This is a genomic window from Humisphaera borealis, assembly GCF_015169395.1.
Classification (GTDB): Bacteria; Planctomycetota; Phycisphaerae; order Tepidisphaerales; family Tepidisphaeraceae; genus Humisphaera; species Humisphaera borealis.
Genome location: NZ_CP063458.1, coordinates 2,977,214 through 2,998,410 on the forward strand (window position 1 = coordinate 2,977,214; position 21,197 = coordinate 2,998,410).

18 protein-coding genes are annotated in these 21,197 nt (G+C 65.2%); 11 read left to right on the top strand and 7 right to left on the bottom strand.

Annotated elements, in window-relative coordinates:
* The first annotated feature begins 10 nt into the window (after nt 1-10).
* From IPV69_RS11050 to IPV69_RS11065, 4 genes are all read left to right on the top strand, one after another.
* Nucleotides 11-883 carry a hydroxypyruvate isomerase family protein gene (locus tag IPV69_RS11050; RefSeq protein WP_206295166.1) on the top strand — a complete coding sequence of 291 codons (873 nt, stop codon included), beginning with the start codon at nt 11-13 and terminating at the stop codon, nt 881-883.
* Between the two features lie 176 nt (nt 884-1,059).
* Nucleotides 1,060-1,569 (top strand): peptide chain release factor family protein, encoded by a 510-nt coding sequence (locus tag IPV69_RS11055; RefSeq protein WP_206295167.1) that lies wholly within the window; start codon nt 1,060-1,062, stop codon nt 1,567-1,569.
* Between the two features lie 132 nt (nt 1,570-1,701).
* Nucleotides 1,702-2,190, top strand: a complete 489-nt coding sequence (locus tag IPV69_RS11060) for a winged helix-turn-helix domain-containing protein (protein WP_206291034.1) — start codon at nt 1,702-1,704, stop codon at nt 2,188-2,190.
* A 5-nt stretch (nt 2,191-2,195) separates the two neighbouring features.
* Nucleotides 2,196-2,744 (top strand): IS630 family transposase, encoded by a 549-nt coding sequence (locus IPV69_RS11065; RefSeq protein WP_206291035.1) that lies wholly within the window; start codon nt 2,196-2,198, stop codon nt 2,742-2,744.
* 162 nt (nt 2,745-2,906) lie between these two features.
* On the opposite strand, the gene IPV69_RS11070 is transcribed toward IPV69_RS11065, so the two are convergent.
* Nucleotides 2,907-4,058, bottom strand: a complete 1,152-nt coding sequence (locus IPV69_RS11070) for a type IV pilus twitching motility protein PilT (RefSeq protein ID WP_206295168.1) — start codon at nt 4,056-4,058, stop codon at nt 2,907-2,909.
* Between the two features lie 339 nt (nt 4,059-4,397).
* Between IPV69_RS11070 and IPV69_RS11075 the strand changes: the two genes are divergently transcribed.
* Both IPV69_RS11075 and tilS read left to right on the top strand, forming a co-directional pair.
* Nucleotides 4,398-5,636: a DUF6807 domain-containing protein gene (locus IPV69_RS11075; protein WP_206295169.1), complete on the top strand. Its 1,239-nt coding sequence runs from the start codon at nt 4,398-4,400 to the stop codon at nt 5,634-5,636.
* An 80-nt stretch (nt 5,637-5,716) separates the two neighbouring features.
* Nucleotides 5,717-6,670, top strand: a complete 954-nt coding sequence (gene tilS / locus IPV69_RS11080; protein WP_206295170.1) for a tRNA lysidine(34) synthetase TilS — start codon at nt 5,717-5,719, stop codon at nt 6,668-6,670.
* 52 nt (nt 6,671-6,722) lie between these two features.
* On the opposite strand, the gene IPV69_RS11085 is transcribed toward tilS, so the two are convergent.
* The 3 genes from IPV69_RS11085 to IPV69_RS11095 all read right to left on the bottom strand — a co-directional run bounded on the left by IPV69_RS11085 (nt 6,723) and on the right by IPV69_RS11095 (nt 10,132).
* Entirely contained in the window at nt 6,723-7,019 is a 297-nt protein-coding gene (locus IPV69_RS11085; RefSeq protein ID WP_206295171.1) for a hypothetical protein, read from the bottom strand.
* A gap of 127 nt (nt 7,020-7,146) precedes the next feature.
* Nucleotides 7,147-8,697, bottom strand: coding sequence for a metallophosphoesterase family protein (locus tag IPV69_RS11090; protein WP_206295172.1), 1,551 nt, complete (start codon nt 8,695-8,697; stop codon nt 7,147-7,149).
* A 100-nt stretch (nt 8,698-8,797) separates the two neighbouring features.
* The gene (locus IPV69_RS11095) at nt 8,798-10,132 is read right to left on the bottom strand and encodes an AAA family ATPase (protein ID WP_206295173.1); all 1,335 of its coding nucleotides are present in this window, start codon (nt 10,130-10,132) and stop codon (nt 8,798-8,800) included.
* Between the two features lie 154 nt (nt 10,133-10,286).
* On the opposite strand from IPV69_RS11095, the gene IPV69_RS11100 reads away from it, so the two are divergent.
* Nucleotides 10,287-11,648: an MFS transporter gene (locus IPV69_RS11100; RefSeq protein ID WP_206295174.1), complete on the top strand. Its 1,362-nt coding sequence runs from the start codon at nt 10,287-10,289 to the stop codon at nt 11,646-11,648.
* Between the two features lie 77 nt (nt 11,649-11,725).
* Here the strand turns inward: IPV69_RS11100 and IPV69_RS11105 are convergent, their stop codons facing one another.
* Complete coding sequence (locus IPV69_RS11105; protein ID WP_206295175.1) at nt 11,726-12,376, bottom strand: hypothetical protein; 651 nt, start codon at nt 12,374-12,376, stop codon at nt 11,726-11,728.
* 348 nt (nt 12,377-12,724) lie between these two features.
* Between IPV69_RS11105 and IPV69_RS11110 the strand changes: the two genes are divergently transcribed.
* The gene (locus IPV69_RS11110) at nt 12,725-14,236 is read left to right on the top strand and encodes an SH3 domain-containing protein (RefSeq protein ID WP_206295176.1); all 1,512 of its coding nucleotides are present in this window, start codon (nt 12,725-12,727) and stop codon (nt 14,234-14,236) included.
* A 23-nt stretch (nt 14,237-14,259) separates the two neighbouring features.
* Nucleotides 14,260-15,585: a hypothetical protein gene (locus IPV69_RS11115; RefSeq protein WP_206295177.1), complete on the top strand. Its 1,326-nt coding sequence runs from the start codon at nt 14,260-14,262 to the stop codon at nt 15,583-15,585.
* Nucleotides 15,586-15,612: 27 nt separating this feature from the next.
* Here IPV69_RS11115 and IPV69_RS11120 read toward each other — a convergent pair whose 3' ends face one another.
* Both IPV69_RS11120 and xseA read right to left on the bottom strand, forming a co-directional pair.
* A complete protein-coding gene (locus IPV69_RS11120; RefSeq protein WP_206295178.1) occupies nt 15,613-18,294 on the bottom strand; it encodes a glycosyltransferase in 2,682 nt (893 codons plus the stop codon).
* Nucleotides 18,295-18,404: 110 nt separating this feature from the next.
* Nucleotides 18,405-19,946 carry an exodeoxyribonuclease VII large subunit gene (gene xseA, locus IPV69_RS11125; RefSeq protein ID WP_206295179.1) on the bottom strand — a complete coding sequence of 514 codons (1,542 nt, stop codon included), beginning with the start codon at nt 19,944-19,946 and terminating at the stop codon, nt 18,405-18,407.
* A 154-nt stretch (nt 19,947-20,100) separates the two neighbouring features.
* On the opposite strand from xseA, the gene IPV69_RS11130 reads away from it, so the two are divergent.
* Together IPV69_RS11130 and IPV69_RS11135 are read left to right on the top strand one after the other, a co-directional pair.
* Nucleotides 20,101-20,661 (top strand): GNAT family N-acetyltransferase, encoded by a 561-nt coding sequence (locus IPV69_RS11130; RefSeq protein ID WP_206295180.1) that lies wholly within the window; start codon nt 20,101-20,103, stop codon nt 20,659-20,661.
* A 75-nt stretch (nt 20,662-20,736) separates the two neighbouring features.
* Nucleotides 20,737-21,015 (top strand): hypothetical protein, encoded by a 279-nt coding sequence (locus IPV69_RS11135; protein ID WP_206295181.1) that lies wholly within the window; start codon nt 20,737-20,739, stop codon nt 21,013-21,015.
* Nucleotides 21,016-21,197 lie beyond the last annotated feature (182 nt).

Genomic DNA, 21,197 nt, shown 5'->3' on the forward strand with positions numbered 1-21,197 from the left:
GAGGCCGACCATGACCCGCCAACCGCACGACCCCATCTCTCGCCGACAGCTCCTGACCGCCGCCGCCGCAATCGCCGTCGCCGCACCAGCCGCGACCGCGTTCGCCGAGGCCGACGCGCCGGCGCTCAAGGGAAACATTCGCCAGAGCGTCTGTCACTGGTGTTATGGCAAGCTGTCGCTGGAAGACATGTGCATCGGGGCCGTCAAAGCCGGCTGTAAGGGGATCGACCTGGTGAAGCCTTCGGACTGGCCGACGCTCAAGAAATACAACCTGGTCGGCACGATGACCCCGAGCCACTCGATCGAGAAGGGGCTGAACCGCAAGGAAAACTGGGAATCCTGCCTCGGCAGCATTCGCGACGGCATCGAAAAATCCGCCGAGGCCGGCTACCCGAATGTCATCTGCTTCTCCGGTAACCGTGGCGGGATGGACGACGAAGAGGGCATTAGGAATTGTGCCGAGGCGCTGAAGCAGGTCGTCGGCTTGGCCGAGCAGAAGAAAGTCACCATCTGCATGGAACTGCTCAACAGCAAGGTGAACCACAAGGACTACATGTGCGATCACACCGAATGGGGTGTGAAGCTCGCCAAGGCCGTCGGAAGTGATCGATTCAAACTGCTCTACGACATCTACCACATGCAGATCATGGAAGGCGACGTCATCGCGACGTTGACGAAGCACAAGGACTACATCGGCCACTACCACACCGCCGGCGTGCCTGGCCGGCACGAACTGGACGACACGCAGGAACTGAACTACCCGCCGATCATCCGCGCCATCCTCGCGACCGGCTATCAGGGGTGGCTGGGGCAGGAGTTCATCCCCAGGAGCAAAGAGCCGCTGGCATCGCTGGCGGCGGCGGTGAAGCTGTGTGATGTATGAGCGGGGGAATGACGAATGACGAAATTCGAATGGCGAATGAAGTCTCAAATCTCAAGTTTCAAAATTGAGATTGGAGATTTGAGATCCTCCCGCCGACCGCCGCCAGGGTCCGTGGTCATTGTCTTTTGAAGCTTCATTCGTCATTCGCGTTTCGTCATTCGTCATTCCACAACCCAATGCCTTACCGCTTCCTCACCGACGCCGCCCTGCTGGCCCAGTGCCGCGTAGACCACTACCGCGGCTCCGGGCCCGGCGGGCAGAAGCGGAACAAGACCTCCAACGCGGTGCGGATCGTACATGTCGCCAGCGGCGTGCTGGTGACGGCGACCGAGTGCCGATCGACCGAGCTCAACACGCTTCACGCCATCCGACGGCTGCGCGTGAAGATGGCAGCCGACCTGCGCGAGCCGATCGCGCTGGAAACGTTCGCCCCGCCGGACTGGTTCCTGACGATCCGCGCCGGAAACCGCATCGCCGTCTCGCACCGCCACGACCTGTACGGGGCGGCGGGCGGTCTGGCGCTCGACCTTCTCAAAGCGACGGCCGGCAGCCCGTCGGCCGTCGCGGCGAATCTGGGCGTCACCACGACCGCCGTCATCAAGCTGTTGGGAGAAGAGCACGCCTGGTGGACGGCTGCCAATCAGATCCGCGCCGAGACGGGTAAGAAGCCGCTGACGGCGAAGTAGTGAGGTGGGTGCTGTGCATCGGGGTGGAGTGCACCGGGCGGACCGGATACCTGATTAACCGGTTACTGACCGCTAGATTTTCATAGCGCGCAACCCCTTGCGCCCTCTGCGGATCGATGGTAAATCCGCGCCATGCGAAAGAAAGGAACACGCCAGGAGTGGGATCGGGTCCGGAGCATCGCGGCCAACATGTTCGAGCAGGATCGCGAGCCGGCCGAAATCGCCAAAGACCTTGGGGTCGACGACCAGACCGTCCGAGCCTGGCGGCGGGCATACCGCAAGGGCGGCCGTGACGCACTGGTGTCGCGCAAACCACCCGGACGCCCGTCGCGGCTGAATGAGGCCCAGCGTAAGACTCTTGCCGGGTTGCTGCTCAAGACGCCCAGGGAGTGCGGATTCGACAAGTATCTCTGGACCCAACAGCTGATCGCCGACCTGATCGAGCGTGAGTTCCAGGTGAAGTACCACCACGACCACATCGGCGTCATGCTGAAAGACATGGGCTTTTCCCATCAGAAGCCCCAACGTCGGGCACGCGAGCACGACCCGGTGAAGGTGGCCGCCTGGCGGGCGGAGTTCTGGCCGGAACTTCTAAAAAAAGTATCGAGTCCGGCGGAGTGATTCTGATGGCCGACGAGGTCGGCTTCATGATGACGCCGAACGTCAAGAAGACTTGGGCCCCGATCGCTCAGACGCCGGTCGTCGCCTACCGCAATCGGCGGCAGCAGAAAGTCAGCGTGCTGGGGGCCGTGGTCTTGCACGCCGCCACGGCGAAGATCGATCTCGTGTGCGACTTCCATCCCGACAGCTACGTCCGCGGCGAGCAGGCGGCGGCGTTCCTGCACCGCGTGCTTGTCGAGTATCCTGACAAAACGATCGATGTGGTCTGGGACAACCTCTCGGCACACAAGTCGCCAATCGTGAAGGAACTGGCGGCGGAGTACCCGCGTTTAAGATTGCACTATCTGCCGACCTACGCGCCGCAGCTCAATGCGGTGGAAGGCGTATGGAGCCTGACGAAGTACCACCGGATGGCGAACCACACGATTGGGGAGTTGGAGAAACTTCACGCCGAGGCCAAGCGACACTTGGACGACGTAGGCGGCAATCAGGCGTTGCTCCGCTCGTGCTTCGAAGGCGCGGAACTCGCGCTAAACTTATCCAGCGCTCAGTAGCCGCGACGCAAAGCGGAGCGCGTTTCACCCCGCGCAGGTGTGTCCGCAAGTCCGATCCGCATGGCGCGGGTTCGCGGTCGCGCTCCGCTCCGCGTCGCGGCTAACCGGCGCGGACGTGAATCGCCCCGCGCGAGTGCGGCGTGCACGAGGAACCAACCAACCTCACCGCAGCTTCGTATCGCTGTTGCTGATGCCGCGCAGCGCCAGGTTCAGCGCGTCGACGTTCGTCGCCAGCCGCTTGGCTTCGCCGACGTCGATGATCTGCTTGTTGAACAGTTCCGTCAGGTGCTGGTCGAAGCTCTGGCTGCCGGATTCGCGGTTGCCGACGGCGCTCTTAAGCTTCTCGAACTCCCCTTCCATGATGTGCTTGCGCACCAGCGGGGTGGCCATCATGATCTCGTCGACCGGCACGCGGCCCTTGCCGTCCCGCTTCTTGGCCAGTCGCTGACAGACGATCGCATTGAGGTTCAGGCCCAACTGCGTCTGCTGGAGTTCCTTCTGGTTCTCGTCGAACAGCGACACGCAGCGCTCGATGGTCATCGGGGCATTCGTGGCGTGGACGGTGGTGAAGACCAGGTGACCCGTGTCGGCGGCACGCAGCGCGATCGTCATGCTCGCCGAGTCTCGAATTTCGCCGATCAGGATCACGTCCGGGTCCTGACGCATCATGGCGCGAAGGGCGTACTCGAAGCTCTCGCTGTCGGCGCCGACCTCCACCTGGCTGATGAGCGACATCGCGTTTTCGTGCTGGTACTCGATCGGGTCTTCGACGGTGATGATCCGCTCGGCCCGGTTCTTGTTGATGTTGCCGATGATCGCCGCAAGCGTGGTGGACTTGCCCGAACCGGTCGTGCCCGACACGATCACGATACCGCGGTGGAACTCGGCGAACTTTTCGATCTGTGGCGGCAGGCTCAGGTCGCCGAAGTTGGGGATCTTCGTCACGATCTTGCGCATGACGATCGCGTAGCGTTCACGGCTGTGGAAGATGTTGGTACGAAACCGGGCGACGTTCTCGAACTGGTACGCCAGGTCGACCGCGCCCTTGTGATCGAGCAGGTGCTGCTTCTCGGTCGGTTCCTGCTGGCGGTCGATGATCTGCTTGACGATCGCCTTCATCGTGTCGTCGGAGAGTGCCGGGCAATCGAGGAACTTGGGCCGACCGTCCACCCGCAGCATGGGAATGCTGCCGGCCTGCAGATGGATATCCGAGGCGTTGATCTTGATCGCGGTCCGCAGGAAGTCGTGGAGCGTGAGCTTGCGTTCGGCGGCGGGCGAAGCGGCGGGAGCCGACGCGGGGGTCTCGATCGACATGCGTGTCCTCGGAGTGTCTGGTCGTGGGAACGAATACGACAGGCCCGGCAACCGTAAAGTGGCCGGGTCATCGAACAACGGTACTGGAGTCTACACCTGCCGGAAAACGCGGGCAACGGGAATGTGATCTCTCGATCGCGCGTGCACCCGGGCGACGAACGAGGAAAACGCCGGTGTCTGAGGTACTCCGAAGACCCGGATGGTTTCGAGGTGGACGTCCTGAATCCGGGTCTTCGGAGTACCTCAGACACCGGCGTCACGATTCCTCGGTTTCGTCTTGACTTCCGGAGCACGTCAATCGACGCTTCGCTGCGTCAAGTCACCGTTGCGAGAATCGCCATGAAACGACTTCAATCCGCGTTCGCTATCACCGTCTCGTGCCTCGCACTCTGGGCAGGAATTGCCGCACCAGCAGCCGCTGACGTTGTCAAACACCCCGGCACCATCATCGTCCATGCCGGCGACATCGACCGCACCGATACTGTTGTCAGCTTCATGACCGACCCGGCGTCGGCGGGCAGCTATCCGGAGCTTGCCGCCGCCGACGGAGGCCCGACCCTGCCGCTGCAGATTCGCCCCGACGGGCGGGCCTGCTTCGTCGTCCCCGAACTCAAGGCAGGTCAGTCGCGGACCTACAACGTGCTGATGATCAAGCGGTCGGAAGCGCCGCCCGACAAGGCAACCGCCAATCAGAAAGACGGCGCGATCGCCGTCAAAGTCGGCGTCAACGACGTGCTCGTCTATCGCGGTGAGAAGACGCCGCTGCCGGCCGGCTTTGAACCGCAATACGCCCGCGGCGGATACATCCACCCCCTGCTGACGCCCGCCGGCGTCGCGACGACGGACGACTATCCGCCGAACCACAAGCACCATCATGGCGTCTGGTCGCCGTGGACCAAGACCGAGTTCGAAGGCCGCAAGCCCGACTTCTGGAACATGGGCGGCAAGACCGGAACCGTGGAGTTTGTGGCGTTCGACAAGACCTGGTCGGGCCGAGTCGCCGCGGGATTCACCACGACGCACCGGTTTATCGACCTGACAGCCAAGCCCGAACCCAAGCCGGCGCTGAACGAAACCTGGCAGGTCGACGCCTATGCCGTCGGCGGCGACAAGGCGGCGTATCACGTGTTCGACTTCCAGTCCACGCAGACCACCGCCGGCCAAAGCCCGCTGAACCTGCCTAAGTACCATTACGGCGGGCTGGGTCTGCGCGGCAACCGACAGTGGGACGGCGAAGCTAACAGCCAATACCTGACGTCCGAAGGCAAGAATCGCGCCGACGGCAACGACACCCGCGCCCGCTGGCTCATTCAGTCGGGCAAGGTGGACGGCAAGGCGGTATACACCGCCGTCCTCTGCTCGCCGGAAAACTTCCGCTTCCCGCAGCCGGTGCGGCTGCACCCGAAAGAGCCTTTCGCCTGCTTCGCCCCGCAGATGCTCGGCGACATGGCGATCGAACCGGGCAAGCCTTACGTGATGAAGTACCGCTTCATTGTCGGCGACGGCGAACCCGACGCGAAACTCATCGAGCGGCTCTGGCACGACTACGCCAGCCCGGCCAAGGTGGACGTGAAATAGTGCCAGGGCGACGGACGTGACCGCGGTCCGCGCCCAATCGCTTCTGCCACCGGCAAGACGGGACGGCCAGCGAACCTTCGATGAGCTCGACCGATGCCGAATTTCTCACGCCCACGGCGGCGATCGCGGCCGTCGAGCCGGGACGCTGGGGTGTTGCCGTCAGCGGCGGGGCCGACAGCGTTGCCATGCTGCGTCTGTCGGCCGAACGGCGCGATCTTTCGTTGCACGTCATCCATCTCAACCACCAGACACGCGGCCGCGACAGCGACGATGACGCGGCGTTCGTTGCAGCACTGGCGGGCCGGCTCGGCCTGGCTTCGACGATCACCACCCGCGAGCGATTGGAGGAATCTCTCCCGCCTATCGACCGGGAGACACTTCCCGGCAATCCTTCAGCGCGTTACCGCACCCTGCGGCTCGAACTTTACCGGCGGACGGTCGAGGCCCAGAACCTGCAGGGCGTGCTGCTGGCACATCACGCCGACGATCAGGCCGAATCGGTGCTGCTTCGGCTGCTGAGGGGCGGCGGCTACCCGGCGCTGGCGGCGATGGCTCCGCGTGCGGTCGTCGCCGGTGTCGTGCTGCGACGGCCGCTGCTGGCCGTGCGCCGGCAGGCCCTGCGGCACCACCTGGACAGCGTCGGCCAATCCTGGCGGGAAGACGCCAGCAACGCCACCGGCGATTATGCCCGTAATCGCGTTCGGGCGGCGCTCGCTGGCAACTGTGATCTGGCCCCCCGCCTGCTGCGGATTGCCAACGTTTGTCGCGATCTGGACGAGTGGGTTGGTGGGCAGTTGCCGCCGCCGACCGAGACGCTGGCGACCCGCAAGCTGGCCGATCTGCCGGAGATCATCGCCCGCGCCGTCGCGGCGCAATGGCTGAAAGCCCGGGGCGTTCCCGCCGACGAGGTCGCGCCGGCACAGGTGTCGTCGCTGCTGGCGATGTGCCACGACGCCGCGACGCCGTCACGGCTTAACCTGCCCGGCGACTTGCGCGTGGTGCGGCGGCGTGGCATGATGACTGTCGAGGCTTAGGCGCGGTCTCCGCGGATGTCACTTTGTGAAGAGCCGCGCACGCAGCAGCAGGTCATTCGCCGCCAAACCCCTTTTCGACTTCCGCGAGTTTGGCCTGGATCTCGTCGAGGTGCCGCTGATACGCCGTTCGCTTCTGGTCGTTCTCGGCGCGCAATGCCAGCAGCTTGGCGCGAAGCTCATCCAGGTGGTCGGTACCGTAGGCGTTGCGTGCTTCGGCGCTGAGTTCTTCGAGCTGCTTCCGGGCCGCGGCGAGGTGTGCCCGGGCGGTGGTCCGGCGGGTGTCGAGCTGCTTGTGCTGCTGCTTGAGTGCCTCGATGTCGAGCGCCGGCCTGGTCGTTTCGCGTGCCATCAGGGCATTGTAGGGTCCGCCTTGGCGGACGCGAGGCCCCGTCGGTAGGGTCCGCCTTGGCGGACGCGAAGCCTCGTTCGCCGAGCCCGTCGCGTCCGCCAAAGACACGCGTCCGCCAAGGCGGACCCTACGCGAGTACCTCTTCGGCGAGCAGGCGGATCTCCTGCGACACCGCCGGCTCGAACTGGTCGAGGTTGGACGCAAGGAACTCCCGCAGGCCAACGCCCGCGGTCGTGCGGACGGATTGCAGCTTTTCCAGGTCGCGAATGAAGAGCGACTGTCGCACTTCGACGGGCTCCGATTCGACGTCGGGATGGAATACCTCGTCGAACGGCAGGTGCGGCACGGTGACGCGTCGATACGCCAGGCCCTCGGTGGAGACATCCACCCGCAGAACGCCGGGCACATGCTCGCGGGATGCGTCCGACCGCGCGATCCGGCAAAGGCTGCCGGGGTTCATCCAGCGGGTTCGGCCAGTCGCGACATCGTGCAATTCGCGGTGGATGTGCCCGTTGACGATCAGGTCCACCCCTTTGACCTCGCGGCAATCCATCCGGCCGGCCTCTTCGAATCCGGGGAAGCGCAAGTCGTGGTGCGTCGCCCAGAGAACGTACGACGGCTCGCCGGAACGTGCGGCGGTGGCGACGGCTTCGCGGTCGAACGTCCAGGGGATCTTTTGCCCCCAGCAGGTTCCGCCGATGAAAACGCGGCACCCGTTCATGACGCCGGTCCAGGGGTGTTCGGCCGACAGCAGCCGAAGCAGACCGGACGCGACCAGGATCGAGACGGTGTCGTGCTCGCCGGGCGTGTTCTCCTTGCAGTCGTGGTTGCCGTAGATCGCCGGCGTTTGCGGGTCCAGAAGGTGGTGAAGTTCGACGAGCAGCCAGTTGGCGTTGTCGCGCGGGAAGTCGAACAGGTCGCCGAGCAGGACCGGGAGCAGGCGTTCGGCCTTGGCGTACTCGATCGCCCAGCGGAGCTTTTGCAGGATTGCCCGGGGGTAGTCATCCCGGCGGAAGCCGGGCACGCGGTGGGCGAGGTGAAGGTCACCGATGAAGAGCACGCCGGCCCAGGCGGAGACAGGGGCGCTCTGCGTAGGAGAGCCGGGAGCACGGGCGGGCACGTCTGCTAGTTGTGGTTCGGGTTCGATGAGTATTTCCGGCTCCGCCGCACTGGCGGGCGAGGACACCGGCGCTGCCGACTGCGGTGGTGCAAACTCTGGCACATCGACTGCCGGGAGTTCCGCGAGCCGCACATCATCAATACTCGGATCGCGCATCCGAACGCCGGCGTCTGAGGTACTCCGAAGACCCGGATTCTCGTGCTGCGATGTCGAAGCATCCGGGTCTTCGCGGGTACGCTCAGACAACGGCGTGGGCGTTTCGACGACCGTGGGTGCTGGTGGCGCGGGCGGAGCATCGATCGCGGGTGCCACTTCCCGTAGCGCGGGGGGCGTCAGCAGGTCTTCCATCGACGGCAGTTGCAGTTCGGGCGGGAACTCGAAGTCGTCGAGCGGGTCTGGAAGGTCGATTGGGGCGCGTGAGCGCGGGTCGCCCCATGTGGTGTCGGAGGTCGGAGCGACAGCGGGTCGGGGTCGCCCGCCGTGGTTACGAGGAGGGATGTCCGCCAAATCGAGATCGTCGTTCTTGTGAGCGTGCCCGGCGTCGATTGATCCGGGCACACTGCCGTGTGCGACTACGGGAGACTCGTCACGATCGTTTGCTTCGCGTGGCGCGAAAAGTTCTTCCGTGGGTTGTGATACCTGCGTCGACTTCGAAACCTTACGTTTCGCCATGGTCCAAGCCTCCGTGCATCACATGGCTGGCCGTCAATGGCCCGCCGCATGTCGGACACAGCGGGTGCTGCGTCACGAACCGAACGATCTCCGCCTCGACCCCGGCCACGGCGTTCTCGGCCGCGACGAGGTCGGCTTCCGCGGCGTGCAACTGTGCCGCGGTCTTCCCCAAGTGTAGCAGCGTTGTCTCCAAAGGCGTCAAATCGGCAACGCTCGGAACATCCGCCAGCGGCTCGAGAACCGCAGCAATGTTCTGCGCAGCGGCCAGGCGGGTCTGTGCCTCCCGGATCGACCTGCCGAGCGATTCCAGCGGTTGAAGGTCCGCCAGCGCGGGGACCTCCGAAAGCCCCTCGAGTGCGCTCGCGGATGCCGACCAGCGCCGGACCTCGTCGCTCGAACGACCTATCGCCGCGACGACCGCTGCCAGAGGGGCGGGGTCCTGCTCTGCCGGCGGCGATTGCAGCGTTGCCAGCGCCTCGTGCTCCGCCTGCCGCAAAGAAAGGTCGTGCCGCCAGCGATCCATGTCGGCGATCGTCGCCGCCAGCGGCGCCGGGTCGGCTAGCGTCGGCGGCGGCTGAAGTTCGTTCGTCGCGGCCAGCTCGGCCGAGAGGCGTTGTGCCTGCCGCGAGAGCCGGTCGAGGCGGTCGATCCGGTCCTTCAGAATCTTGAATGCGCGATCGGCCTCCAGGAGCGCCCGGTGATCGGCCTCGGCCTTCTGCACGCCGGGCGTGAGGTCTTCGAGCTTTTCCAGCGAGGCCAGTTTTCCGCCCAACCGGGCCAGGTCGGCCTCGATGGCCCGCTGCTCTGCCCGGCGACTGGTGACCTTCGACTTGTGCCGCCGCTGCATTTCCATCAGCCGTTCCGACTCGGCCGAACTGGAAAAGAATGCCGCCAGGTCCGAATCGCTGTCGAGCAGGAAGATCGGCTCTTTCTGGGAGCCGAAGTGGACCTGAAACTTGCGTCCGCTCGGGGATTCGATCAGCGGCATCCGCAGCAGGGTGTGCAGGTCGTCCGGCAGTCCGTTACGGCCCCGGCCGACGCGGTGGATGTCGGTGCCGTCGATGGTGTAGCTGGTCGATCCCCCCTTGCGCTGCCAGACGATGGTGTGGCCGTCGTCGGTTTCGATGGTGACGCGGGCGGTTTTCTCGCCATGGCGGACCATGTAGTCGCTGGAGGTTTCGCCGCAGACGGACTGGATCGCCGAGAGGACCGCCGACTTGCCGCAGTTGTTGGGCCCGACCAATACCGTGAGCCCGGCCGCCGGCTCGATGACGGTGTGGGCGTGCGACATGTAGTTTTCGAGCGTGATTCGGCGGATCATGGGCGGCGATCCTGGGTTCACGAAAACGGACACGGTCCGTCCACGCACCGAGTGTGCCTGCTACCGCGGGTGCGTCAAGCAACAGATGAGTATGCTGACAGGTACTCCCTGCACGCAGCAACGTGCCACATCGCAAGCTTTGAGATCGAACCTCATGACGCACCCAACGCTCGACTACGCCTCGACAGCGGACGAAGTCCTGACCCGCCGAACGGTCAGCAAGGTGCTTTGGCGGCTCATCCCGCTGATGTGCTTCCTGTATTTGTTCAACTATCTCGATCGCGTCAACGTTTCGTTCGCCAAGCTGCAGATGAGCACGGACCTGAAGTTCAACGACGCGATCTACGGCCTTGGCGCGAGCATCTTCTTCATCGGGTATTTCATTTTCGAAGTGCCGAGCAACCTGATCATGGAGAAGGTCGGTGCCCGGCTCTGGATGGCCCGGATCATGGTGACCTGGGGGCTGATTTCAGTCGCGATGATGTTCGTGAAGGAGCCTTGGCACTTTTACGGACTGCGCCTGCTTCTGGGCATCGCCGAAGCCGGGTTTTTCCCCGGCATGATTCTCTACATGACCTACTGGATTCCCGCCGAGCAGCGGGCCCGGGCGGCAGCACTGTTCCTGACGTCAACGGCGCTGTCCGGTGTCGTCGGCGGGCCACTGGCGGACGTGCTGATGCAGATCGACCACTTCGGCCTGCGCGGCTGGCAATGGCTGTTCCTGCTGGAAGGCATCCCTTCGGTCATTCTCGGCTTCGGAATTCTCTTCTTCCTGACCGACAGGCCCGAGCAGGCCCGCTGGCTTTCGGCGGATGAGAAGCGTGTTCTGCTCAACCGACTGGCCACGGATCACGCCGCGATGGGGCATACGAAGCACAGCCTGATGCACGCTGTCGGCGACCCGCGGGTCTGGATTCTGTGCCTGCTCTACGGCACGGTCATCTTCGGGTTTTATGTGATCAACTATTGGACGCCTTCACTGATCAAGATCACCCTCGCACCCGGCAGCACGGCACCGATCGGGGCGTTGTCGGCGATCCCGTTCTTCGCGGCGGCGGTGACGATGTCGGTCGCCGGCTGGTGGGCCGATCACACGGGCAAACGAACGCTCACCATTGTCCTGTTCGCGCTAGGCGGCGCCTGCGGCTACGCGATCGCCGCGATGGCGCATACCCCGATTACGATGATCGTCGGCCTGTCCATCGCCGCCGCCGGCATCTGGAGCACCCTCGGGCCGATCTGGGCGCTGCCCAGCCGCTTTCTCACAGGCACCGCCGCCGCCGCGGGCATCGGCATGATCAACTCGTTCGGCAACCTGATCGGCGGGTTCATCGGGCCGAACATGATGGGGCAGATCAAGGAGCGCTACGGCAACTATGACATAGGACTGTGGGTTAGCGCCGCGGTTTCAGTACTGGCGGCGGTCGTCGCGGGACTGCTGGTGAAGGAACGTCACGAGCCGGCGGTGTCAGTGCCATCGCACCCGATCCCGCCGCTAACCGACCCGCGGCCATGACCGATTGGCGGTCGCTCCGCAGGTGCACGCTTTGGTGCACATCAAATGGAATGACCCCTCGAAGACACAGGGCATGCTCATTCCAGTTCCACGCGCACCGGGTAAACAAGGTCTTTCAGCGACTGACCAACTTCCCCCTTCTGCCGCTTATTCAATACGAATGTGAAGCGTCCATCTTTCGTCTGCACGTCAAGCGGCGCGACAACGCCACCCTCGACCCGGTTGCCATCAGTCAGGGTCAGCGTGTACTGGAGTTCGCGAAGGGGATAGGTCTTGCCGCTGTAGATTTTCACGTCGCTGCCGCTTTCGCGAAATCGCCACTCCTTCTCGTCGCGCTCCCATAGCAGCGTGGCATCGACCGACGCGATCGATTCAAACGCGACGTCGTGATAGTCCTTGTCCTTCTCCACCCAGACGCGCAGGGGCTTGCCCTGCGTCGTGGCGATCTTGCCGCGGATCTTCTGACCGTTGGAAAGATGGATCACGCCGGGGCGAACACCGGCGTTCTTGCGGCCATCCGTGAAAGGGTTGGCGGGCCTGGTCGATGGCGGCTTCGAAGGCAGTGTCGTGGGCGTCCGCGCGAGGTCGGAGGCGCTTTCGAGCAGAAAGTCGAGGGCCGGATCTCCGGTGGAGCCGGCAGGCCGGGTAGCCGGCTGCGTCGAGGGCCTGGTCGCCGCAGCGCACGTGCACGCGATCAGGATCACGAAGATGAGCCGTCGATGGTGCATGGTCGAGCCGCCGACGATCTTACTCCGCCTGGCGTACTGTGACGTAGTCGAGCAACCGCATGTGGAGTGATTGGCCGGACTACCGCCGTTGACCCGACCTTCGCGCTCGCCGGGACCCGCCGGACCCGCTTACTTCGTGCGCGGCTCTTTGGCTGCACTACCGAGTTCCGGAGTTCTCGATCGTTGTCGGCCAAATTCTTTACTTTTTTTCCCGATCTGGTATGACCAATCCACCGCGAGGGCTTATCTGCCCCTGCGGCTGAGCGGGAGGCCGCGTTCGCGCCCCGCCATCAGTTCACGCGTCCGGCTGCTGTCGTCGGTCGGGCCAATGCACATGGAGGTGCCCTCATGGCCGCTCTTTCCCGGCGTTCCCTGTCGTCGATTTCCCGGCTTTCCCGCAGTGTCGCGTTTGCCGCGGCGGTGCTGGTCGTTCCGGCGTTCGGCCCTATCCTGAGCGTTTCCGCCCAGACGTCTACCGAAGCCGTCCAGCCTGACGTCGAGAACGGCAAGTTCCAGTTCGAAGGCGTTCTGACCCGCCCGGAATTCGTCCGGTCGCTCCCCGGCGACAACTTCTACCCGACCACCAAGCTGGACGCCGGTGCCAAGGTGATCGTCGTCGGCTCCAAGAACAACTGGCTCAAGATTCTCCCGCCCGGCGGCAGCTTCTCGTACGTTCAGAAGGCGTTCGTGCAGGTGCATGGCGACGGCAAGCAGGGCAAGGCGACCTCGCAACTCATCGTGCGGGCCGGCAGTTCGCTGCAGCCGGTGATGTGGGTGACGCAGGCCAAGCTCGAAAAGGGTGAGCCGGTCGAGATCATCGGCGAGGAAGAGCAGTACTTTAAGATCAAGCCGCCGATCGGTGCTTACCTGTACGTTGCGACCGACGCAGTCAAGCCGGGACAGCAGGTCGTCGTCACGGCGACCGGCCAGGTGCAGCCAGTGGCGCCGGTCGCGATTGCCGAAGCCACGCCCGCGGCGGCACCAGAGAAGGCCGCCCCTGAGGCCGTTCCCGCCCCTGCCGCCCCGACACCTGAAACGCCGGCGGTCCTGATCCCCAAGTCGGAACAAGCCGTCGTGCCGCCGGATGCATCGGTGCCGGCCGCCCCCGCCACCCGTCCAACGCTAACGGCCGATGCGGAGCCGAAGCTGATCGAGCCGGTGCCTGCCGAAGCCGTGCCGACCGAGCCGGCCCCGCGTCCGGTGAACCCGCTGGCCGCCGCCCGTCCGCTGTCGCCGGCCGAAGCGATTGCCAAGCTGCAGTCGCTCGAACAGGAGTTCACCGCTGCCAGCCAGCTCCCGTTGACCGAACAGCCGCTGGCGGAGCTGACGGCCGGCTACGAGCAGGTCGCCGGTGCCGACGGCACGACCGAGATGACCCGCCGCATCGCCGAGGCCCGTCTGCAAACGTTGAAGGTCCGATCCGAGTCCCGCGAACAGTTGCTGACCGTGCAGGCCTCCCGCAAAGACGCGGGTGGCAAGCTGCAGGCCCAGCAGGCCGAACAGGTCGAGATTCGCGACCGGATCAGGCAGTCTGAGGTTCGGTCGTACACGGCCGTCGGGACGATTCGTCCCAGCAGCCTGCAGGTCGCCCGCACGCCGATCTTCCGTCTGACCGACCCGCAAACCGGCCGCACGCTCGCTTACGTCTGGGCGACCGATACCAAGATCGCCGGCGGCGACGGGCAGTTCGTCGGAGTTCGCGGGGAGATCAAGACCGATCCCCGCTTTAACTTCAAGGTGATTACGCCGTCCTCGGTGGAGATCATCGACGCCCGCGGCCTGTACACCGCCTACGCCGCCGAGATCGCCCCGCCGAGCCTGCTCCCCAAGAGCACGGCGACGATCTCACCGGAACAGTAATCGCACCGGACCAAAGTGAATCCATGACAAGGGCAGGCGATCGGCTTGCCCTTGTCCTTTTCACCGACGACGATTCGTCCGCGACGATGCTCAATCCTGCCGACCGACCTACGCGCCAGCGGGTCGCCGCAACCGCGGCGGTCGTGCTGGCATTCCTCATTCCCGCCGCGGTGCTGATCGCCTCGGGCATCGAGCGGACCGCCGCCGCCGCCGACCAGAACGAATACCACCTTCCCACCATCCGGCAGTTCGCCCGCCAGTGGCCTGCGGTCGATCTCAGCAGCTACCCCGCGGCGATGACGCCCGGTTATCACCTGTTGATGACGGCGGTCGTGAAACTCGGCGGCGACGTCGGTTCAATGCGCTGGGCCACGCTGCTGATCACCGCGGGCCTTGTCGGCACGCTCGCCTGGGCGGCCTCGGGACGACGCATGGGGACCTGGGACGTTGTCCTGCTCTGCCTTCCGTTCGCCTGGTCGCAGTACATCCTTCCCTCGGGCGTGTATGTTGTGCCGCACACGCTGAGTTGGTGGGGACTGCTTCTGGTCCTCGTATTGGCGATCGATTGTCGATGGTCCGGCCGATCGGCGGTGGTTGGGGGGATCCTGCTGTCCGCGACGGTGATGGTTCGGCAGATTTACATCTGGGCGGCCGCCCCGCTGGTCGCCGCGGCGATGACGGCCGCACCCTCAGGGGGCGGCGGTCGGGCCAGCGCGTTCAAACGGGCGCTGATCGCCGGGCTCTGCTGTGTGCCCGCTGCGGCACTGCTGTTCTACTTCTACAAACTATGGGGAAGCCTCGCCCCCTCCAGTCAGCCCTGGGCGAAGCCTGCCCAAGGCGTCAACCTGGCGGCGATCACCATGATCCTGGCGACTTTCGGGCTTCTCGCTCCGCTGGCGATCGCAAGGTTGCCCGTCGGGCCCAAACAATGGCTCGCGGCTCTAGCCGGGGTGGCGGTGGGACTGGTCCATTCGCTCATCGGCCCCACGACCTACAGCTTCGCCGACGGCCGATGGTCCGGCCTCTGGAATCTCGCCGCCCTCCTCGGAACCGCCGGCGAACGGTCGGTGCTGATCACGATCCTGGCTGGTCTCGGAGGCGGCTGCGTCGGTTTGCTGCTGGCGATGTGCCGGCCATGGTTCGTCTGGGGTGCTGCGATTGCCGGCTTCATCGCGTCCAATGCCGCGGTCAACCTCGCCTGGCCCCGATATTACGAACCGATGGTGTTGATGACCTGCGTACTGATTGTTCGCGATCAGGGGGGAACAAGAACGTCTCACCGCGTCGCACGCGGCGCGCTGTGCCTGATGCAGGCGGGCCTGACCGTGTGGGCCTTTCGCAACGGATAGCCCGGGTTTGCACCCGCGGCGCGACCTCTAAACCATGCGTACATCGAGGTGCCCCTGCCGCGCGGCGCCGATCCGCTGCAACGCCATGTTGTGCGCCTCGGTGTAGTGGTTGACGAGGGTCGACCAGTCGAACTGCTCGCTGAGCCGTTCGGTGCGGTTGCGCATCTCGATTCTCTGCCTGCGGTTGAGCTGCGCGAAGTTGAACAGGTGGTTGACCAGCGCGTCGCACGCCTCGTCGAACCCCTTGCCCCGCCGCTGCAGGATGTGAATGCCCTGCCGGTCGGCGTCGCGGCGTTCCTTCGCCCAGACGTGCTTCTGCACGTACGACCCGAAGCCGGACAGGTCGCTCGTCACCGTCGGCACGCCCAGCGCGATGCACTCGAGCGGCGTGTAGCCCCACGGCTCGTAGTAGCTCGGGAAGATGCCCATGTGACACCCGCGCACGAACTGGTCGTAGTCCATGCTCATGACCGGATTGGTCGCGCTGAGGAACTCCGGATGGAAGACCATTTTCACCGGGTCGTCGGCGGCATTGAACATGTGCCGATGACGCAGGTGGTTGAGGATCGGGTCGTTCGCGTCGTCGGCAAGGTCGTGCGTCACGATCAGCGGCTGCTGATGCGTCTTCCAGGCGTGCATGGCACGCTTGAGACGCACCTGCTCGTCCTCTTTCAGCAAGTCTCCAAACGCCGGCAGCTTGCCGTGTGCCGTGCAGTTGAGCAGCCTGCTGCCCATCTCGCGCTGGATTGACTGGCAGGTGTTGCGCAGGTCTTCGTACATCGACTGGTTCTGAAGCACCCGCACGTTGATGTTCCGCGTCGGTGCCCGGGTAATGACGAACCCGATGACGGTCGGCGGATCCTGAATGCCCTTGAGCCGCCAGTTCAGGCGGTGCATCGCCTCGATGAACAGGTCCATGCCCTTGTTGCGGTATTCGTACCGGCCCGACGTGAAGACGTAGAGGGTGCGGTCCAGGTCGAACGAATAGCTCGGGAAGAAGTGCCCTTTCACGAAATCGTGAATGCGCTCCTTGCTCTGGGCGTGCAGGTGCTGGAACTCGTGCGGGGCGGCGAATTTGTGCAGGTTGATGCCGTTGGGCACGATCACATCGGCCGTGCGGCCCAGCAGTTTTTCGGCCTCGAATGCCGTCACGTCGGACACGGTGGTGAACACCGTGCAGGCATGGGCGGCGGCGCGTTCGATCGCGAAGCGGGGATAGATGTTGTACTTGCCGGCTTCCTGGTCGGGGTTCAGGAACGGCAGGTGGTCGTAGAAGAACGGGTTGTCGCCGGCGAGATACCGCCCCAGCAGGGTCGCGTGGGTGGTGAAGACGGTGGACACCGGCAGCCGCAGGTGCGCGATCCGCGGTACGGCGACGCCGCCCATCCACTCGTGGAAGTGGGCCAGGATCGCGCGGTCTTTGACGACCTGCGTCAGGACGCGGAAGAACTCGGCGACCGAGAAACCGAACGCGGTCACGTCGTTCACTTCGCCGTCGTCGCTCGGCAGCGAGATGCGGTGGTCTTCCCACATCAGGTACTTGTCGACGTGGAGCTGGTTGTAGCGGGCCCGCTGGTCGATCAGGATCACCCGCGGGCGACCGGGAATGAGCCAGCGGCCGAAGTGACACGGCACGCCGAGGTCGCGCAGCTTATTGATGACTTCGCGGATCGGGCCGTAGGCAGGCTGCTCTTCGAACTCGATCGCGGCAGTGCCCGGGTTGTAGGGACCGATCAGACAGTAGCGGTCGCCCCAGCGGTCGATCATCGCCTGGGCCTTGCTCCGCAGCACCGTATAGATTCCGCCGAGCTGCCAGCAGACTTCCCACGCGACTTCGAACAGCATCGGCGGCTGCTGGGGCTGCTCGATATCAGCCGGCGTGACCGGCGGTCGCGGCTCGGCGACGGCAGCGACCGGCTGAAACGTCGTCGGTTGCGGCTTGGCGACCGGCGCTGCAGGAGCGGGCGCCGGGGCCTTGGCTTCCGGGTGCGGCGCGTGGGCGGCGGCCGCGCGTTCGGCATCGGCCGCCGCGGCCGGCGACGTCGTCGGTGCCGGCGATGCCGGAGCGGGCGCGGAAACCGGCGCTTTGACTTCTGCGGTCACGGACGCGGGCTGCGCCGGGTTCGCCGGACCGACTTCCGCCTTGATCTCCGTCGCTCCCGCCGTCGCAGCCGCGCTGATCCCACTGACCGGCGCACTGTCGGAAGGCGACTTGGGCTTGGGGTTCGTCGGGCGGTCGGAGAATCCACGGCTCCACCCGGGCACGGCGTCAGGCGTTGGGTTTACCTGGGGCGTGGTCGGGGCTGATGCCTGCGCCTTGCCGACGATCAGCGACGCCGGCGGCGCAAACGCGGCCGGGCTCGGCGAGCCGCAGCTGTACGAAGACGTCTGCACAACAGGCGTGGGCGGCGTGATGATTGGCGCGGTCGCGCGAGCGGGAACGACCGGCGATGTCACCGGCGATGCGGCAGGCGGCTTGACCTCGGCTTTGGTCTCGGGCTTGGTCGCGGAGGCAGCCGGAGTGGCGGGCTTGGCGGCGGGAGCGACGGTTGCCGACGGAGGTGTCGCCGTCGTCGCCGCGGTCTTGCCCGCGGGTGATGGCTTTGCCGTCGCCGGGGCGGCACTGACCGCGGGTCCGGCGGCCTTGGTCGATGCTGCGTCCGCCTTCCCCGCGTCTGCCTTGTTCACCTTTTCTCCTCGGGTTGCCATGGGCCGCATTATGCAGTCGATGGCCCTTATCACACAAACGCCGGCGCTAAAAGCGTCCGAGAATCGTTAATCCCTGAGGCCGCCTTACCGCCGACATGTGGCGCGACGGCTCAGGAAAACAGCGACATCTGTCCGTCGCCGGCCGTCCATTCGTACGCGTCGTCGGCGAAGCGGGTGATCATCTGGTCGCCCGGCCGAATCTCGGCGGCACTGCGGATGATCTGCCGGTCCTTCTTTCGCATGGTGATCGAGTAGCCCCGCCGCAACACCTGCTGGGGACCGATGGCATCGAGCTGGCGGGTGAGTGCATCGAGCACGTTCCGCCGCGACACGACCGCCTGCCGCATTGCGGTCTGAAGCCGGCTCTGCAGTTCAGCCAGCCGGTCCGACTGACGCTGGACCTGGTGCCGCGGGTGCCGCTCGGCGAACCGCGTCGCCAGGCGATCGAGCCTTTGCCGCAGGTCGGCCAACACCTGCGCCGGGCGGTGCTTCTGCAGGCGGACGTCGGCGATTTCGACGCGGGCGCGCAGGCCGTCCAGCCGCCGGCGCAGCGCGATCTGCGTCGACTTCTGCACGTCGTCCAGCCGCTGCTGGCGCGAGCGGACGATCACGTCCATCGGCCGGCGGAATGCTTCGTGGCCGGCGATCGCGCCCAGCTCGCGGCGGGCGGACCGCAGCGTGTCGCGGACGTGCATCGCCAGTCGCCCGGTCGCCTCCTGCAGCAGTCGCGCCGACTGCCGCCAGTGGTGCGTGATGACCCGCGCCGCCTCGGTGGGCGTGTGGGCGTGGTAGTCAGCGGCGAGGTCGGCGATGCTGACGTCTACCTCATGGCCGATGCCCGTCACGACGGGGATGGCGCTATCGGCGACGGCGCGAGCAACGACTTCTTCGTTAAACGCCCAGAGGTCCTCCAGCGATCCACCGCCGCGACCCAACAGGATGACATCCACGCCGCCAAGCCGCTCGGCATGTCGATTGATCGCATGGAGCGCTCCGGCGATCGCCGGGTGCGCCGCTGTCCCCTGTACCGGCACGTGAAAGAGCATCAGCTTCAACCAGGGAAAGGGCCGAAACACCTTCAGCATGTCGGCCAGCCCGGCGGCCTCGCGACTGGTGACCAGCGCGATCCGCCGGGGGTAAACGGGAATCGGCTTCTTCCGCTCGTCGGCGAACAGGCCTTCGCGTTCCAGCCGTTCCTTGAGTTGCCGGAACGCCAGCTCCAACGCCCCCTGGCCGACGGGCAGCAGCTGGATCAGCTTGAGCTGGTAGGTGCTCTTGCCGGGAAACGTGGCGACCGATCCGCAGGCCAGGACCTCCATGCCGTCGGCCCACTTGAAGCGGATGCGGGAGGCCTCGCTCGCCCAGACGACGACGTCGATTGCGCTGCGGTCGTCCTTCAGTCGAAAATAGTGATGCCCCGATGCCGCCGGCCCGCGATAGCCGGTGACTTCGCCTTTCACCCAGACCGGCGACGGGAAACCAGCCCGCAGCGTACCGGCGATGCGGGTGGCCAGTTCCGATACGGTCAGCGCGTCGGGCTGGCCGGGGCGGCCCTGCTTTGCGGGCGTGCCCGGCGGTTCGGCCGGCACATCCGGCTGGCCGCGCTGACCTCGAACGACCCTGGAATGAAAATCGAAGAATCCGCTCGCCATTGCAGCGGAGTATACTGTGATCCAGTCATGGATGGTTGACCGTGCCAAGGCCGATTGTTGAAGCCCCGACCCCTGCGGCAACAATCACCGCGACGGCAATCCCCCGGCGGCATTCCATCACCGAAGCGCGACTCTCGACATCGTCCCAAATCCCATGGAACTACGTCCTGTCACCCCGAACGATCTGGCCCTGCTCGGAGAGATCGACGGCACCATCGAAACGCGGCAGTATCTGCACATCGAGCGCAGCGGGACCGGGCTTGCCGCAAGCTGGCAGATTCACGAGCGGCCCCTGCGCGAACGCATCGTCCGGGCCAATCCGATCGACGACGAGCGGCGACTGATGCTGAAGATGATCGCCACCGGCGCCGACGAAGGCGTCGCCATGATGGCGTCTCACGACGACATGCCCGTGGCGCTGGTCGCCGCCGTTCCCGAGCCGGCTTTAGGCACGCTGCGCATCGCCGAGCTGCGGGTTGATTTCGATCTTCGCCGCCAGGGGCTCGCCAGTGCCCTGGTGTACTCGATGATCGCCGAGGCCAAAACGCGGGGCTTGCGGGCGGTGTCGGCGGAAACCACGACCGATAACTTTCCCGCGGCGCAACTGCTTTCCCGATGCGGATTTGAGATCACCGGCCTGGACGAACGCCGGCGGTCCAACCACGACCTGGTGAAAGAAACGGTCTCGATCTTCTGGCACGCCTCCCTCGATTAATCGCAATTTTTCGGCATTTTTGCTCATTTTGCTCCGCCGACCGGCCGATCCGATAAGTGAGGCACGTGTGTCACCATGACATACATCAACCCCATCTCCGGAACCGCGATGGCGGGAGCAGCACAGCAGGAGCAGCTCTCGGCCGACAAGACGCGGCAACTGCGCCGACAGCAGCAGGTCAAGCGAAACGTCGCCGCTGCGTCGGACCACTTTGAACATTCGGTGGAGAACGCCGAGGAAGTGTCCCCGGTACAGGAAGACAAACGCCGACAGCAGCAGGGCGGAACCGGTTCCCGGAAGAAGCAGCGTAAACCGGACGAAGGGGACCTGCCGCACATCGACACGACGGCGTGAACGATCTAGCCCCCCACTCGCCGCGTGGTGGCAGCGAAAGACGCAACGGCCGGTGTGACCGGCGCAACTTGGTATCATCCGTCAGGAGGCTCCATGCCGACTGACGACCCGCTCTTCTCAAATCTATCCGCGGCCGCCCGACCGCTACCCTCGAACGCTTCAGTCCGTCTCCATCTGAAACT